The following is a 16,364-nucleotide window of genomic DNA, read 5'->3' as shown; positions in this document are numbered from 1 at the left end:
ATGCCGAAAATCGATTGGTCTTCCCGTTTCGGCACGCTGGTACATGACGTCGCGCGCGTTCATTCGCGCCTGTTCGACCGGCGTGCCCGCGGCAACTTCGACCTCACGCGCGCGCAATGCCGCGTGCTGGTCATGTTGCATCGCTATGGGGTCCAGACACAGGCCGAATTGGCCGAACGCATGGAGTTGACGCCGATGGCGCTGGTGAGACTGCTGGACCGGCTCAGGGACAAGGGACTCGTGCGGCGCGAACGGGATCCGAACGACAAACGCGCGCACCTGCTCTATCTGACGGAGGCCTCGGAGGCCAAGATCGACATGATCGTCGCATTCGCCAACGCGACCGAACGCGAAGCGCTGGCCGACCTCACCCCGGCTGAACGGACCGAACTGTCGCGCTTACTGGGCAAGGTGCTGACGAACCTGACGCGCGCCGAAGCCGAATGCCCGTCACCGGCGCGTCGCGATAACCCTCACGATCCAATAAAAGAATGACCGTGGCATCCCCCCAAACAGCTGACGATCCGGGCAAGCATCGCGCGCTCGTCAGCCTGTCCGTCATGCTCGCGACGGTGTTGCAGACACTCGACAGCACCATCGCCAACGTGGCACTCCCCCACATGCAGGGCAGTCTTTCCGCCTCGCAGGACTCCATCACCTGGGTATTGACGTCCTATATCGTGGCGGCCGCCATCGCCACGCCGCTCACCGGCACGCTCTGCGCGCGCTTCGGTCGCCGGCGCGTCTTCCTGTGGTCCGTCGCCGGCTTCACGATCGCCTCGGCCTTGTGCGGCATGGCGCATTCGCTCACGGAAATCGTGGCCGCACGGCTGTTCCAGGGGATTTGCGGCGCGGCGCTCGTGCCGCTGTCGCAGGCGACCATGCTCGACATCAACCCGCCGCACAAGCACGGCTCGGCGATGGCGGTGTTCGGCATGGGCGTGATGGTCGGGCCAATTCTCGGCCCGTCACTCGGCGGCTGGCTTACCGACAGCTACAACTGGCGCTGGGTGTTCTACATCAACCTGCCCATCGGGTTGATCGCGTTCCTCGGTATTGCCGCTTATCTCAGAGAGCCGCCGGAGCAGAAGGCCGGGAAATTCGATGTGCTCGGTTTCGTCACCCTCAGTCTGGCCATCGGCCTGCTGCAACTGCTGCTCGATCGCGGGGAACAGCAGGATTGGCTGAACGCCACCGAGATCTGGCTGGAGATGCTCGGCGCCATCATCTGCTTTGCGTACTTCGTCGTCCACACGTGGACGGCCGGCGAGCATTCGTTCTTCGACCGCGCGTTGCTGCGTGACCGAAACTTCAACACGGGCGTCGTCTACATCTTCGTCGTCGGCATCATTCTTTACGCCACGCGCGCCCTGCTCCCGCCGATGCTGCAAAGTCTGTTCGGCTACCCTGCGATTCTCACCGGGCTGGTGACGGCGCCCTCCGGCGCGGGGACCATGGCCGCCATGCTGATCGTCGGACGCCTGGTCGGCAAGGTCGACGTTCGCTACCTGCTGGGTTTCGGCTTCGCACTGACCGCCTATTCGCTGTATCTGATGGCCGGTTACTCGCTCACGCTGCGGCCGTCGGACATCGTCTGGCCGGGGGTCATTCAGGGCTTCGGTCTGGGCTTCGTCTTCGTGCCGCTCACCACGGTCACGTTTGCCACGCTCGCCGGCACGCTACGCGCGGACGGCGCCGCCATCTACAGCCTGTCGCGCAACATCGGCAGCAGTATCGGTATCTCGGTCGTGCAGACGCTGCTCACCCAGAACACGCAGGTCAACCACGCGGTGCTCTCGGAGCGCATTACGCCGTTTACACAAGGGGTGGAGGCTTACGTGCAGACGTACGGTGCCGCGGCGATGGCCGCCCTGAATGCGGAAGTCACGCGACAGGCGGCGATGATCGCTTACCTGGACGACTTCCGGCTCATGATGGCACTCACGATCGCCGTCATGCCGCTGCTGCTCTTCATTCGGCTGAAAAAACGCGCCCCCGGCGAGATCGACAAGCACGACGAGATCGTGCACGTGGCGGCCGACTGACGCGGCGTCAGCTCTCCTGGCGCCGCCGCGCCGACAACGCGCCGGCCGTCTGGATCACGAGGTCGGCGAAGCGCCGTTCGTCGCGTTCGGCGTTCCACCGCACGCGCGGCACGGCAATGTTGATCGCCCCGATGGCCCGGCCGTCCTGGTTCACCACGGCCGCCGCCGTCGAAATGTCGCCCATGAAGAATTCGTCTTCCGTGTGCGCATATCCCTGCTTGCGAATGCGCGCGAGCCGTTCCTTGATCTTGCGCGGCTGCGCCACGGTCGCCGGCGTGAACTGCACGAGATTCGTGCGCGCGAGAATGTCGTCGACCTCGGCATCGTCGAGCGTAGCCAGCAACGCCAGCCCCGGTGCCGTGCAATAGGCCGGCAGGCGCGAGCCGACGATGACGTTCGCATTGAACACGCTGCGGCTCACAATACGCAGCACGAACACAATGTCCGTGTCGAGCCGCACCGTCAGGTTCGTCGCCTCCTCGGTTTCCGCAGCGAGTTGCTGAAGATACGGAGCGGCGCGGCTCACGAGTTCGTTCGAGACGAGGTAGTGATAGGTGAAGTCCAGCAGCTTCGGCGAGAGTTCGTACTTCTTGCTCTGCGCGTCCTTGAGCAGATAGCCCAACGCCGAGAGCGTAAAGGTGAAGCGCTGCGCCGCGCTGATGTCCAGCCCCGTGGCCGCGGCGATTTCCGAAAGCGAGAGATGGCGCTTCGACCCGTCGAACGCCGTCAGTACCTTCATCGCCTTCTCCACGGACTGCACGTAAAGCGTGGATTCGGTCGATGGGGCGGGAGCAGCAGCTATCTCGCTGGCGATTGCCGCTTTGGCGCGGGTGCGGGGTGTCTTGGTGGTGGCCACGATATCGAGGAAATGGGGCAGGCAGGGACGAATTATCTCATGAAAATAACAGTCTATCTTATACCGATAACACCAGAATTACCGTCATCGTCGCCGCGCCGGTGACGAGCGCCCTGCCCTCACGGGTTACGATGCCACCGTCACCTCCCACGCCTGCGAGGTATCGCGCGAGAGAAGATGCTTGCGAATGCGCTCCGAAGGCGTCGTTTCGAAACCTTCGGTGGCGCGATAGTAACGCGGGCGCTGGTAGCTGGCGAGTTTGTCGGCGGCCCATCGCGCGAGTACCGTCCAGTCCAGTGTCTGGCCGTCGCGGAACTGGACGTAAAGCATCACATCCTGCTCCCCGATGTCGCTTGCCACGCCGATGGCGGCACAGGCCACCACCGCCGGGTGTCGCGCAAACACACGCTCGATTTCCCAGGCCGACACGTTCTCGCCGCGCACCCGCATGCTGTCCGTGCGCCGGCCGATGAAGACCAGGCTGCCGTCGGGGCCACGCCGCGCACTGTCGCCCGTGAAAAGCTTGCCGTCGCGCAACGCCTTCGACGTGGCTTCCGGATTATCGAGATAGCCTGGCAGGAAGACGCCTTCCACGTCGCTCGACAGCACGATCTCACCGGGTTCGCCGTCGGGCACGGGCTGTCCCGCGTCGTCGAGCAACGCCAGCGTCAGCCACGGCAGGGCGTGGCCGATGGCACCCGGCACATCCGCGTCGTTGAGGGTGGCGAAGCTCGAGCACTCCGTCATCCCATAGCATTCGCGCAACGCGCATTGCAGCCGCTCTCGTGTGGCTTGCCAGGCGCTCGCCGACACGCCCGCGCCCCACGCCACGCGCAATGAGTTCTGCGCCGGCTGGGCCTCGCGCGGCAGTTGCATGAGGATGTCGAGGATGCCGCCGAGATAGTGCAGATGCGTGGCCTGCGCAGCGGCGCATTGCTGCCAGAAGCGGCTGGCCGAGAAACGCTCCACCACGTGCATCTCGAGATCGGCGAGAAAGGGCAGCAGCAGCATCTGGGCACCGCCGATATGGCACAGCGGCTCCCACAGAAACAGCCGGTCGCCGTCGTGCGCGTCGGCCACGCGCAGCGCCGCCTCACTGGCGATGCGCATCATGCGGTGCGTGAACAGCACCCCCTTGGGCGCGCCGGTGGTGCCCGACGTGTAGATGATGCACAGCACCGACGCGGGCGTAAGCTCCGCCGCCGCCGGCGCGCTACCCATGTACGCCGCGGCCTGGGTCATGACGTCCGCGAGCCAGTGACGCACGACGCGTGTCCCGTGGTGCCCCGGCTGCTGTGCCGCGAGGGTGGCACCCGCGTCGAGCACGTCGGCGAAGGTCGGTTCGGCAATGAGCAGCGTCGGCTTGGCGTGGCCGAGCAGGTATTCGATACCGTCGCCCTTCAGGCGCGTGTTGACGGGCACCCACACCAGACCGGAAAGCATGAGCGCATAGATCAACGCCACCTGCGCCGCACTGTTGCCCAGCATCACCGCCACGCGGTCGCCCGGCACGAGGCCTTGCGCGGCAAGCCAGCCCTGCATGGCGCCCACGCGCGCGGCCATCTGGGCCCGGTCGATGGCTTCACCCTCGAACACGACGACCGGCTTGGCCGACGTGCCGTGGAGTCCTGCCAAGAGCAGCGGTACGACATCGAGCCGGTCGCCCTCGGCCCGCTGGGGAAAGTACTTCGTATAAGGATGCACGGAAGAAAACGTCTGCGCATTCACCGGCGCGACTCGGGCAACGTTGGACATGGACATACAGAGTTCCGCAGATATCAATAGCGCTTGCGTTTAAAGATCGACGACAGCCAGACGATGAACACCATCAGAAACACCAGCGAGGTCGCCACGGCAGCCAGCGTCGGCGTGACGGCCAACTGGATGTCGTCCCACATCTGCTTGGGTAGCGTGGTGTTGATGCCGCCAGACACGAAGATGGCGATGGTCAGGTCGTCGAACGACACGATGAAGGCGAACAGGAATGCCGATCCCAGGCTCGCCGCGAGCAACGGCAGCAACACGGTGCGCACGCGGGTAAAGGCCGATGCACCGAGCATCTTGGCGGCATCGTCGAGCCGCCAGTCGAAGCGCTTGAAGCTCGCCGAAAGCGTGACCACGACATAGGGAATCGCAAGCACCGTGTGGCCGATGACCAGACCGGCATTGGTGCCGGCGAGCCCCCAGCGCGCAAACAAATACAGCAAGCCGACGGCGACCACGATGCGCGGCACGATCAACGGTGCGATGAACATGGCGAACAGCGGCTTGCGCCACCGCGACGGCAGCCGCACGAGCGCCAGGCTGGCGCCGAAACCGAGGATGAGGGCAAGCGTCGCCGTGGCGAAGCCCACGCCGAGCGAGCGCAGCAACGCCGCCTGCCACACGCTCGACTCGATGAACGCCACAAACCATTTCACTGTGAAGAGTTGCGGGGGAAACGCCACGAACGACTGCTTGGTAAAGGCCAGCGGCACCACGAACGCAATTGGCAACACCAGGGCGAACACGACCGCCCCCGTGTACGCCTTGAGACCGAAGCCGCCCCCGGCCCGCGCGCGTCCGCCCGAGAGCGACACCTTGCCCGCGAGCCGCCCAATGGCGATGAGCATGGGCAACATGCGCCCACCGGTCCCCGCACGGCGTTCCGGCGCTTCGCCGGCGAGCGACGATAACCCCACGACGCGGTCGTACACGAAGAACACGACAATCGAGCACAGCAGCAGCACGCTCGAGAGCGCGCCGGCAAAGCGCAGGTCGAACAGATCGAGTACCGACGAGATGACGAGCTGCGCCACCATCGATTCGCGCGGCGAGCCAAGCAGTGCGGGCACGATAAAGAAGCCCAGGCTCGTGATGAAGACCAGCAACCCGGCCGCCGCCGCGCCCGCCCCGGACAGCGGCAGGAAAACGGTGAAGAAGCCCGTCGCGCGGTCGGCCCCGAGCGTTTGCGCCGCTTGCACCAGTTGCATGTTGATGCCGCGCATGATCGGCAACATCGTCATGACGGCGAGTGGCAGCATCGCGTGCACCATGCCGATCAGCACACCGGTGAGCGACGGCGCAAGCGTGCCCGCGCTATCGATCAGCCCGAGATGCGTGGCCACGACCGTGAGCAGGCCGGTCTTCGAGAGCAGCAGCATCCACGCATACGTCTTGACGAGATAACTGGTCCAGAACGGCAGCACGATCCATAGCAACCAGCGCTCACGCGAGCGCGCCGACAACCGCGCGAGCAGATACGCCACCGGATAACCGAGCAGGACAGAAAGCCCGGCGGTGAGAAACGCAATCCAGAACGTCGAAGCCAGCACTTTGATGTACACAGCCGAGTGCGTCATGCGGGCAAACTGAGCGACGGACAGCACGCCGTCGGCATCGTAGAGGCCGCCCTGCAGAATCTCGACGACCGGCACGATGAAGAACACCACGAGGAACAGCAACGCGGGCAAGGCCGGCAACCACCGGGCCACCTGTCGCGGCCAGGCAATACGAGGCCCCGCCTGAGGTAGGCGCTGAACAAGCCACATGACAAAAACTCCTGAAGCGGATGACGAGGGCGTTGACGAAATTTGCTCAGCGCGTGAGCAGCGTCGCACGGCCGTGATCCCACGCCAGTCCAACGCGCTCACCGACGCGCGGCGTCAGGTCGCGCGGGCAGCGCACGGTGAAGTCGGCCCCCTGCGCCCCATCGTCCCCCTGTCCCAGCGAGACAATGGCGCGCGTATCCGAGCCCACGAAAACGACCTGGCGAATCGTGCCGGCAAGCGCGCCGTCTTCGGGCGACGTCAGACGCGCCGCCTCCGGGCGCACCAGCAGACTGGCCTCTCCCGCCGCGGGCAAGTCGGGACTCGGGCCGATCGGCACCCAACGCTCGCCCACCCGTAGCGCAACACGGCCATCGTCCGTGCGCTCGACCACGCCGTCGAGCAAATTGGAATGGCCGAGGAAATCCGCCGCGAAGCGCGTTGCCGGGCGGTCGTACAACTGTGTCGGCGTACCGATCTGCTCGATGCGCGCCTGATTCATCAGACAAATGCGGTCGGACAGCGTGAGCGCCTCATCCTGATCGTGCGTGACGTAGATGAACGTCGCGCCCAACTCCTGGTGCAGACGCCGGATTTCCAGTTGCATGTGCTCGCGCAATTTCTTGTCGAGCGCGCCGAGCGGTTCGTCGAGCAAGATGATCGAGGGACGGAACGCGAAGCAACGGGCAAGCGCAATGCGCTGCTGCTGCCCACCCGACAACTCCGACGGCAGTCGCTGCGCGAATGCTTGCATTTTGACCATCGCGAGCGCGGCGTCGACGGCCGGCGCCAGTTCGGCGCGCGGCAGCTTGCGCATGCGCAAGCCGTACGCCACGTTGTCCCAGACCGTCATGTGCGGAAAGAGCGCGTAGCTCTGGAACACCATCCCGATGCCGCGCTTGCCGGGCGCTTCGTGCGTGGCGTCGCGCCCGTCAATGAGCAGTTGCCCGGCGCTCGGCTCGACCAGCCCCGAAATCATCTGCAACAGCGTGGTCTTGCCCGAGCCCGACGGGCCGAGCAAGGTCAGAAATTCTCCCGCCGCGACCCGCAGGTCGGTCGGCAGGAGCGCGGGGGTCTCGCGATACGTCTTGGCAAGACCGATGGTTTCCAGTTTGGTACTCATAGTCGTCTCTTCCTGCTTCGCGGTACTTGACGGCTTACGACAACAGCCATGCGTTGAAACGCTCCGTCGCCTTCGTGCGGTTCTCGGCCCACCACTGCGGGCTTGGCAAACGCATGCCCTTCAAATTGGCCGGGGCCGTGGGCATCAACGGGGCGCGATCCTTCGGGATCGCGTCGAACGCCTTGAGGTTCGTCGGACCGTACGCAAGATCCTGGGTAATCAACGCCTGGCGCGCCGGGTCGCCGCAGAACCGAACGAACTGCCGTGCAAATTCGGCACGCGGTGTGCCCTTCGGAATGCCCCACCCTTCAATGGAATACAGCCCCTGGTTCCAGACGATCTTCACCGGCGCCTTGTTGTCGATGGCGGCCTGTGCGCGACCGTTCCACGTCGACATCATGTCGACGTCGCCGTTCTGGATCGCTTGCATGGCCTGCGCGCCGGACGTCCACCAAAGATCGATGTGCGGCTTGATCTTGTCGAGCGACTTGAAGGCGCGGTCGAGATCGAGCGGATAGAGCTTGTCGATCGACACGCCGTCGGCCATGAGCGCCTGCTCGAGCGTGTCAAGCGGGCTGCGGCGCAGCGAGCGGCGTCCCGGGAAGCGCTTCACGTCCCAGAAGTCCGCCCACGTCTGCGGCGCGTCTTTCGGGAATTTGTCGGTGCGGTAGGCCAGTACGGTCGAATACACGTCGACCCCCAGCCAGTCGGGCGTCACCGCCTCGGGCATGATGCCCGGGAAGTCGGCGACCTTCATGCCGATGGGCTCGAGAAAGCCCTTCGACTCCAGATACGGAATGTCGGCTGAGAGCGTGAGCGTCGTCACATCCCACACGAAGTTCTTCGTCTGCACCATCGCGGCGAACTGCGCCACCGGCTGCGAATCGCGCGCCACGCTCACCACCTTGATGCCGGTGGCTTTCTCGAACGGATCGTAGAACGCGCGCCGGTACGCCGTCGTGTACGGGCCGCCCGGATCGGAGACGATCAATTGGCGTGCCTGGGCATACGCCGTGCGCGATGCGGCCAACGGCAAAGCGCCTGCCAGCGCGGCGGTGCCGGCCAGCTGCAGCAGGCGGCGACGGGACGGGTTTTGCGGGTCGTGCGAATGTGACATTAGAAACTCCGCTAGCGTGTGGACAGACGCGGTGCGCATGCCCTGTCATGGTTGCCGCCCGGCAATGCTGAGCCCAATGCCGAGCGGCGCGACGTGATTGAACAGTGGACGGAAGCGCTCAGGCCTTCGCTGTCTCGGCCTTGGCCGCGCGCTTGGCAAAGAACGCCGCCATCATGCGTGCCGGCTCGCCCGATTCATACGACTCGCGTTGAATGCGCATACCGGCGGCGATGGCATCCTGGAACGTCCCTTCGGTCATCTCGCGAAAGCGCTGCTTGTCCAGGCGCATGGCCACCGGCGGCTTTTCGGCCAGCTCGGAGGCGATCTCCAGGGCCTTCTCGAACACCTTCTCCTCCGGTACGAGGTGATGAATCAAGCCGAGGCGGTGGCACTCGTCAGCTTCCATCAGACGGCCGGTGAGCGTGAGTTCGATGGTGCGCGACAGGCCGAGCATGTGATTCATGATCCACGGGCCGGTCGTACTGGCGATCCCGGCGTTGATCTCCGGCTGCCCCATGCGCACGCCTGGATGGCCGACGCGAATGTCGCCAAGCAGCGACACCTGGAAGGCCGAACCCGCTGCCGTACCGTTCAGCGCCATGACAAGCGGTTTCTTCAGACTGCGAATCACGTCGTAATAGTGCTCCCAGCCCTTGATCCATTCGATGGCGGTGTCACCGTCGAAATGCTTTGCCTCGGCCAGATCCTGCCCCGCGGAGAAGGCGCGCCCCGCCCCGGTCATGATCACGGCGGCCACGCTGTCGTCGGTATTGAACCGCTCGAGCGCATCGATGATCAGTTCGCGCATGGCGATGGTCCAGGCGTTGAGCGCCTGCGGGCGGTTCAACGTAATCACCGCGACACGACCGACCTGCGTGAAAAGAACTTCCTGCTCCGATTGCTTTGCTGTCTCGCTCATTTGAACTCCAAAGGCACGCCACGCGTGGCATCACGCGGGCATTGGGATGACGATCATGCGATGAACGCATTTCTCACTAAACAGTTATCTCAGTGCAATAACTGTTATCTGAGAGAAATATAGTTATTTCAAAAAGATGGCGCAAGTCGAATCGCTTCGGGGTTTACCTCAGGGGGTTGCACCTCGGGAGCGAGGGGCGAAAAAAAACGGGCAGCCCGTGAGGACTGCCCGTCTTGCTGGCGTTGGCGTTGGCGCCGATGCGCCGTGTCACTGGCTCAGCGAGACCCCTTTTGCTTGCGAATGCGTCGGATGGCCTGCAATTGCGCCACAGCTTCCGTCAGCTCCGCTTGCGCCTTGGCGTAATCGATATTGCTCGCCTGGGTTTCGAGCACCGCCTTGGCCTCCTCGCGCGCGCGCTCGGCGCGGGCTTCATCAAGACTCTCGGCGCGGATGGCGGTGTCGGCCAGAATCGTCACCCGATTCGGCTGAATCTCGACGAAACCGCCTGCGATGTAAAGAAACGTATCGGTGCCGTCACTCGCCTCGATCCTCACCGTGCCGGGACGCACGCCCGTGAGCAGCGGCGTGTGCCCGGGGAGCACACCCAATTCGCCCGCTGTGCCGGGCACCGCGATGAAACGGGCCTCGCCCGAAAATATCGCCCGCTCGGTGCTCACCACGTCGACCTTGAGTAATGCCATGCCTTTCACTTCTCCCTGCGATGCCGCGGACATCGCTTAAATCGATTCGCTGTTCACGTTGCGTTGCGTCGCGCCAAGATATGGGTTGCCACGCATGGGTATCGCTTTCCTCTGGGGATGATGTTTTACGGACGCATCAGGCAGGCTCATAAGGGGGCTGGGGGACGGAATGGCATGCCCGCCGTCGGCATGTGCTGAGGGAATGCCACACGTTGGCTGCGGATTCATGCTAACCGCATTGCGCTTGGCGAGGCAAGCTTGAGCGCAAGGCGCGCCAATGTGCCTGAAAGGCTGGGGGTGCAGGGCCGGCGCGGGTGCAATGCGCAGCGCGCGACGCGCGACTCGGCGCGCATAACGCATCGGATACCGATCAACTCGGCAGGGAATGCGGCATGCGCATTGCCCGTATCGCACCGGAAATGCATGGGTGTCCCGCGACGCGGCCGGTCGGCCGCGATGGGGCAGATGGAGCACAAGCACCCGATGGGGTTAGAAATGCAGCCCGAAATATTCAGGTGCGCCGGCGAAGAGTTGTGTGCTCGATGCAGGATTGGACAGCGCGCGATGCCAGACGGTTTGGTACAGGCCCGTCAGCCCGGCGTGAGGTCCGGTGACCATGCCGTCGTCGGATCGCGTCACCCCGGCATTCCCCAGCATGCCGCCGAGTGTGCCGCCGCTCACGACAATCGGATCCGACGCCCAGACGCCTGCATCCGTGAACACATCGTGCCACGGGGCCGGCGCGACACCGACGAGCGCCGGCGGCGGGGCGCCCGGCGGTGCGAATTCGGGCGCTCGGGCCGCACGCTTCATGCGTGCGGCCCGCGACAGCCGGACGCCATGCCGGGTGTGTGCGGCCGTGGTCTTCTTGCTCGCCGATGCTCCTGCATGTCGCAGGGTGCCCGACGGATTCGCGGCATGTGCCGATGCCGGTATCCAGAAGCAACACAGCCACGCCAGCGCTAGCATGGCGCCCATGAGGCGAAAGAGCGACTTCATCATGACATCCTCGTCCACATCGTCTTCTGTCTGCGGTCAATCCCGCCTGTCCCGAGCGATTCAGAGCAACTTTCGGACCACGAGCCACAACCCATTGATTCTTAGACACTTCCATTTCCGTGACATGCGCGCTGCCGCGGCGATACCCACGAATTGTTTCATTTCAGAAACATCGGACGGCTAGGCGTGACACGTCCGCGTGCAATCGGCGCCGGCGATGCGGCAATCGCCGACTCGGGCCTCGGATGGCTCTGAAATCGTGGTGGCCCGCCGACGTCCCGAGCCGGTCTCTGGCACAATCGCTCATCGCCAGAAGCCGTGGTCGTCGACACACTGCGCGCACTTGCGCTGCCACGGTTCGACGCGCGGCACGACCAACAGGAGTCAGCAATGCCCCAGTTCGATGTGGACCTTTTCGTGATCGGTGCCGGTTCGGGCGGTGTGCGCGCAGCACGCGTCGCGGCGCAATACGGCGCCCGTGTGAAAGTCGCGGAGGAGTTCCGCGTCGGCGGCACCTGCGTCATTCGCGGTTGTGTGCCGAAGAAGTTGCTCGTCTATGCGAGCCGTTTCGCCGACGAGTTCGAAGATGCCGCCGGTTTCGGCTGGCAAGTGCCCTCCCCCACGTTCGACTGGAAAACGCTCATTGCACGCAAGGACAGCGAAATCGCGCGGCTCGAAGGCATCTATCGAGCCAACCTCGAACGCGCGGGCGCCGAACTCGTCGAGGCGCGGGCTGTGGTCGAAGGTCCGAACACGATCGTGCTGCCCGCCACGGGCGAGCGCATCACGGCGCGGCACATCCTGATCGCCACCGGGGGAAAACCGGCGGACCAGCCGCACTTCATTGGCCGCGAACATGCGATTTCGTCGAATGAAGTGTTCCATCTTGAATCGCTGCCCGAGCGCATCACGATCATCGGCGGCGGCTACATCGCGCTGGAGTTCGCGGGCGTGTTTGCCGGACTCGGCTCGAAGGTCACACTCGTGCATCGCGGCCCGCACCTGCTGCGCGGCTTCGACGACGACGTTCGCACCTCGCTCGAAGCCGCGTACCGCGACCGCGGTATCGAAATCCTCCTCGAGCGCACGGTGGCACGCGTCGACAAAGCGCCAGGCCAATTGCGTGTGACGATGTCCGACGGCAGCACGCACGACACCGATGTGCTGCTCAGCGCCGCAGGACGCGTGCCTTACACGCAAGGTCTCGGCCTGGCCGCGAGCGGTGTGGCGCTCAATGAAAAGGGCGCGGTGATCGTCGATGAGTTCTCGCGCACCAACGTGCCGTCGATCTTCGCCGTGGGCGACGTCACCGACCGCGTCAACCTCACGCCGATGGCGATTCGCGAAGGACAGGCATTCGCCGACACGGTGTTCGGGGAACGCACGACACGCGTCGATCACAAGCGGATTCCGACGGCCGTGTTCAGCACGCCCGAGATCGGTGTGGTGGGTCTCACCGAGAGCGAAGCGCGCGCCGATTATGCACAGCTTCAGGTGTACAAAGCGTCGTTCCGGCCCCTCAAGGCAACGCTGTCAGGCCGTCAGGAAAGGGTGCTGATGAAACTGCTCGTTGACGGCGCCACCGACAAGATCGTCGGCGCCCACATGGTAGGCGATCACGCCGGCGAACAGGTGCAGTTGCTCGGCGTGGCCCTGACGATGGGCGCCACGAAGGCCGACTTCGACCGCACGCTGGCGGTACATCCGACCGCCGCCGAAGAATGGGTGACCATGCGAACGCCGGTCGCGTGATTCGCTGGCGCGTCGCGTAGGTTGTCCAAATCGCGGATGCGCGCGACGGTCCGTCGTGCGCATCAGAGGCTCTGATACCACACGCCAACGATGGCAATCGGCGTGAGCACGAGTAATAGCGCTCGCCACACAGGCACGAACCATTGCGCTCGCGTGCCATCGAGTACGGTGCGCGCCGTTGGCCAAATCCGTACGCCGACGAAGCATGCTACGCACAACCCGCCCGCGGGCATCAGCAGATTGACAGTCGCGTAGTCCATCAGCTCGAAAATCGTACGGTCGAAAATACGTATGTCCGACCACACACCGAACGACAATGCGGCGGGCGCACCGAAGGCGAACGTGGCCACCAGCACCGCCGCCACGGCCGGTCCGCGGCGCCATTGGTATTCGTCGATGAGAAATGCGACGACCGGCTCGAACAGCGAAACGGCGGACGTGAGCGCTGCAAACAGGAGCAGCAGGAAGAATGCGATCGCCACGAGATGGCCGAATGGCATCTGCGCGAAAATGGCGGGCATCGTGATGAAGGTCAGACCAGGCCCTGCGTTGGGCGCCACGCCGAACGCGAACACCGCTGGCAGAATCATCAGCCCGGCGAGGCAGCAGGCCAGCGTCGCAAGCGTCGCCACCCAAACGGCCGAACCGGCCAGGCGTGCGTCTTTGGGCAGATAGGAGCCGTAGACCACGATCATGCCCGCGCCGAGCGACAACGAGAAGAACGCCAAACCCAGCGCTTCGAGCAGCGTGGCACCGGATATGACGGAAAAGTCCGGCGTCAGGAACCAGGCAACACCGGCCATCGCGCCCGGCAGGGTGAGGGCGCGCGCGATGACCAGCAGCATCAGCAGGAACAGCGCGGGCATGAGCCACTTGCCTGCCCGTTCGATGCCCTTTTGCACACCCGCGGCAACAATGACGGTCGTCAGCCCGAGAAAGACCCCCATGCTGGTCAGCGACGCGACCGGATCCGCGATGAACGCCGCGAATTCGCCAACCAGACGCTCGGTGTCGTTGGCCAGCACCGTGCCGGTCATGGCCCGGACGAGATACGCCACCGTCCAGCCACCCACGACGACGTAAAACGACAGAATCGCGAACGCGTTGAATGTCGCAATACGTCCGACCCAGGCCCAGCGGCGCCCGCCCAATTCACGCAGCGCCGTCGTGATCGACTTGCCCGTCAACCGGCCGATCGCCATTTCGGCAAGCAGCAGCCCGACGCCAAGCGTCAGCACGCAGCCCAGATATACCGCAAGGAACGCGCCACCGCCGTGCTTGCCCACCACGTAGGGGAATTTCCATACCGCGCCAAGTCCCACGGCAGAACCGGCCGCCGCGAGAATAAAGCCCAGCCGCGATCCCCAGGTGGCGCGGCCGGCGACGGCGAGCGCGTCGGGCGTGGCACACGCCGAGGCGACGGGCGGTACTACGGGCGTATCAGGCAAATGGGACACGGGGCTCCTCCGGAAACGGCCGTGCACGCCGTGTCAACCGGGGTCGACCTCAGCGCATCACGACACTTGTATGGAATGGCGTCAGGCAGATTACCGGCGTGGCACGGCATCGACGTCGGGACGATGCGACCCAGAAGTGCCAGCGCACAACACCATCAGGGTGGCCGGAGAGTCTACGCGGGAAAAGGTGCCGACCGAATTAGGAAAGCGCCCAAAATGATTGGCGACGCCGGAGAACGGGCCTTCCCGGCGCAAGGCACGTCAGTGGCCCAGTGCGACTTCGCCGGCCGACGCGGAGCGTGTGCCCGGCGTTGGCGGATTACTCTCGCCGCGATACGCAAACACGACGGAGAATTTCGTGGTATCGCCCTCGTTGCGCCCGGCCGCGTGGAACAGACCGCTGTGAAACAACACGACATCACCCTGCGCCAGGGCCACCTGCCGACCCCGTGCGACGAGCGGCTGATTGTCGGGCTCGTCGGGACGCAGGAAGTCCAGCGAATCGAGCTGGTGCGGCTGGAGTTGTTCGCGATGCGACCCGGGGATGAAGCGTAGCGCACCGTTCTCACGCGTTTCCGGCCCCAACGCCAGCCACACGGAGATCAGCGAATTCTGCGGGAATGACCAATACCGAATATCGCGATGCCAACCGGTCGCCGTGCCGAAATGGGGATGTTTGGTCATCACGCAATTGTGATGCGCCAGCGTGAGCACTACATCCTCGCCAAAGATTTGCGCAAGCGACTCGACCAGATCCGGACGCGTTGCCCAGCGACGCAGCGCATCGCCACGATCGTAGGCCTTGAGCAGACGACGAACGGTCTGGCCCCCCTGCGCGTCACGCGATGCCGGTGCTCCTGCATAGCCCACATCGGCTTCGAACTCGAGCGGCAACGTGGCCGATGCCAGTTGCGCGCGCGCGTCCGCCAGCATCGCCTCGCAGTCGGCCTGCGCCACATAGCGCGGGAGAATCAGATAACCGTCGTTACGGAAGGTTTCGAGTTGCGATGCGGTAAGCGCCATGATGGTCGGCGAAGCGGGCAAGTAACTGTACGTTGAGGGAAATTCGGTGGCTTAACGAAGTCGATCGGGAGAACTGGCTCGGCAGGCTTTGCGAGACGGCGGACTCAGGCGGCGCGTTTGCGTCGTCGCGGCGGTAGTTCGGCGGCGGGCTTGCGCTCAAGGGCGAGTTCAGGCTGCGGCACGTCGGTGCCGGGCAGCGATGCTTGCGGATTTCCGACAGGGCGCGGCGTATCGACTACAGTGCGAAGTCGATCGAGTTCGCGCGTGAGCTTCGCCAACTGGTACTCGAGCTGACAATTTCGGCGGTACAACGTGCGCATCTTCTGGCTAAGCGCCTGCGTCTGCGTCCAGTACTCCGGATACATGACGAAACGCCCGTCGGGGCGCTCGACGACACCCAGTCCGCTCTGCCCCATCACATCGATGGTTTCCAGCGCGTAGCGTCGAACTTTTTTTACCGTACCTGCCGCCATTGAATTCCTACAGTCCCAGCCTGAGAGAGTCAGGCGCGGAATTTTGCCACGAATTCGCCCCGGCCGGGCGGCAAACCACCACCGGGCCGAGATTTATTTTCGGCCGCCAGCCCCGCCCGCGGGACCTGTCGAGTCACCCGATGTCGACTTGGGCGCCCGTTTTGGCTTGTCGATTTCGATGGAAACCGGGTCACTTGCCGGAAACGTCTCCTCAAGGGCTTCATCAAGGTCGCGTTCCACGACGTCCTCCGGCTCAGACTTCTGTTGGACCGGCTTGCGCGTCTGGGTATCGCTCATCAAGTCCTCCTCGGGTAAAGCCGCGCCGAAGCGCGACGGCAGCTCCCACTATACTGCGAGCGACGTGTCTTCGCC

General features: G+C 64.4%; 15 protein-coding genes. 3 read left to right on the top strand and 12 right to left on the bottom strand.

Features of this window, described 5'->3' with window-relative positions:
- Together BGP02_RS11260 and BGP02_RS11255 are read left to right on the top strand one after the other, a co-directional pair.
- Positions 1 to 495 carry a MarR family winged helix-turn-helix transcriptional regulator gene (locus tag BGP02_RS11260; RefSeq protein ID WP_017234332.1) on the top strand — a complete coding sequence of 165 codons (495 nt, stop codon included), beginning with the start codon at positions 1 to 3 and terminating at the stop codon, positions 493 to 495.
- Entirely contained in the window at positions 492 to 2,045 is a 1,554-nt protein-coding gene (locus BGP02_RS11255) for an MDR family MFS transporter (RefSeq protein ID WP_017234331.1), read from the top strand. Before BGP02_RS11260 ends, BGP02_RS11255 begins: the two co-directional genes overlap by 4 nt.
- Before the next feature lie 7 nt (positions 2,046 to 2,052).
- On the opposite strand, the gene BGP02_RS11250 is transcribed toward BGP02_RS11255, so the two are convergent.
- The 8 genes from BGP02_RS11250 to BGP02_RS11215 form a co-directional block, all read right to left on the bottom strand.
- Complete coding sequence (locus BGP02_RS11250) at positions 2,053 to 2,859, bottom strand: IclR family transcriptional regulator (protein WP_240756298.1); 807 nt, start codon at positions 2,857 to 2,859, stop codon at positions 2,053 to 2,055.
- A 168-nt stretch (positions 2,860 to 3,027) separates the two neighbouring features.
- Positions 3,028 to 4,662 (bottom strand): AMP-binding protein, encoded by a 1,635-nt coding sequence (locus BGP02_RS11245; protein ID WP_286798515.1) that lies wholly within the window; start codon positions 4,660 to 4,662, stop codon positions 3,028 to 3,030.
- Positions 4,663 to 4,679: 17 nt separating this feature from the next.
- Positions 4,680 to 6,431, bottom strand: a complete 1,752-nt coding sequence (locus BGP02_RS11240; protein WP_017234328.1) for an ABC transporter permease subunit — start codon at positions 6,429 to 6,431, stop codon at positions 4,680 to 4,682.
- A gap of 46 nt (positions 6,432 to 6,477) precedes the next feature.
- Positions 6,478 to 7,551 (bottom strand): ABC transporter ATP-binding protein, encoded by a 1,074-nt coding sequence (locus tag BGP02_RS11235; RefSeq protein WP_286798514.1) that lies wholly within the window; start codon positions 7,549 to 7,551, stop codon positions 6,478 to 6,480.
- A gap of 34 nt (positions 7,552 to 7,585) precedes the next feature.
- On the bottom strand, positions 7,586 to 8,668 hold the full coding sequence (locus BGP02_RS11230; protein WP_150563862.1) for an ABC transporter substrate-binding protein: 1,083 nt from the start codon (positions 8,666 to 8,668) through the stop codon (positions 7,586 to 7,588).
- Positions 8,669 to 8,786: 118 nt separating this feature from the next.
- Positions 8,787 to 9,587 carry an enoyl-CoA hydratase/isomerase family protein gene (locus BGP02_RS11225; protein WP_150563861.1) on the bottom strand — a complete coding sequence of 267 codons (801 nt, stop codon included), beginning with the start codon at positions 9,585 to 9,587 and terminating at the stop codon, positions 8,787 to 8,789.
- Positions 9,588 to 9,862: 275 nt separating this feature from the next.
- Positions 9,863 to 10,288, bottom strand: coding sequence for a F0F1 ATP synthase subunit epsilon (locus tag BGP02_RS11220; RefSeq protein ID WP_026132016.1), 426 nt, complete (start codon positions 10,286 to 10,288; stop codon positions 9,863 to 9,865).
- A gap of 489 nt (positions 10,289 to 10,777) precedes the next feature.
- Positions 10,778 to 11,290, bottom strand: coding sequence for a hypothetical protein (locus BGP02_RS11215; RefSeq protein ID WP_286798513.1), 513 nt, complete (start codon positions 11,288 to 11,290; stop codon positions 10,778 to 10,780).
- A gap of 387 nt (positions 11,291 to 11,677) precedes the next feature.
- Here BGP02_RS11215 and gor point away from each other — a divergent pair, with 387 nt between their 5' ends.
- Positions 11,678 to 13,039 (top strand): glutathione-disulfide reductase, encoded by a 1,362-nt coding sequence (gene gor, locus BGP02_RS11210; RefSeq protein WP_286798512.1) that lies wholly within the window; start codon positions 11,678 to 11,680, stop codon positions 13,037 to 13,039.
- Between the two features lie 62 nt (positions 13,040 to 13,101).
- On the opposite strand, the gene BGP02_RS11205 is transcribed toward gor, so the two are convergent.
- The 4 genes from BGP02_RS11205 to BGP02_RS11190 all read right to left on the bottom strand — a co-directional run bounded on the left by BGP02_RS11205 (position 13,102) and on the right by BGP02_RS11190 (position 16,289).
- A complete protein-coding gene (locus BGP02_RS11205; RefSeq protein ID WP_254441081.1) occupies positions 13,102 to 14,496 on the bottom strand; it encodes a sodium-dependent transporter in 1,395 nt (464 codons plus the stop codon).
- Between the two features lie 261 nt (positions 14,497 to 14,757).
- Positions 14,758 to 15,519 (bottom strand): phytanoyl-CoA dioxygenase family protein, encoded by a 762-nt coding sequence (locus tag BGP02_RS11200; protein WP_039830415.1) that lies wholly within the window; start codon positions 15,517 to 15,519, stop codon positions 14,758 to 14,760.
- Between the two features lie 104 nt (positions 15,520 to 15,623).
- Positions 15,624 to 15,992, bottom strand: a complete 369-nt coding sequence (locus tag BGP02_RS11195; RefSeq protein ID WP_017234319.1) for a hypothetical protein — start codon at positions 15,990 to 15,992, stop codon at positions 15,624 to 15,626.
- 93 nt (positions 15,993 to 16,085) lie between these two features.
- Positions 16,086 to 16,289 carry a hypothetical protein gene (locus BGP02_RS11190; protein WP_017234318.1) on the bottom strand — a complete coding sequence of 68 codons (204 nt, stop codon included), beginning with the start codon at positions 16,287 to 16,289 and terminating at the stop codon, positions 16,086 to 16,088.
- Positions 16,290 to 16,364 lie beyond the last annotated feature (75 nt).

It is taken from the genome of Pandoraea sp. 64-18, assembly GCF_001899225.1.
In the GTDB taxonomy this organism is placed as follows: domain Bacteria; phylum Pseudomonadota; class Gammaproteobacteria; order Burkholderiales; family Burkholderiaceae; genus Pandoraea; species Pandoraea cepalis.
The sequence above is the reverse complement of the archived record's forward strand: the minus strand, read 5'-3'. Positions and strand labels throughout refer to the sequence as shown.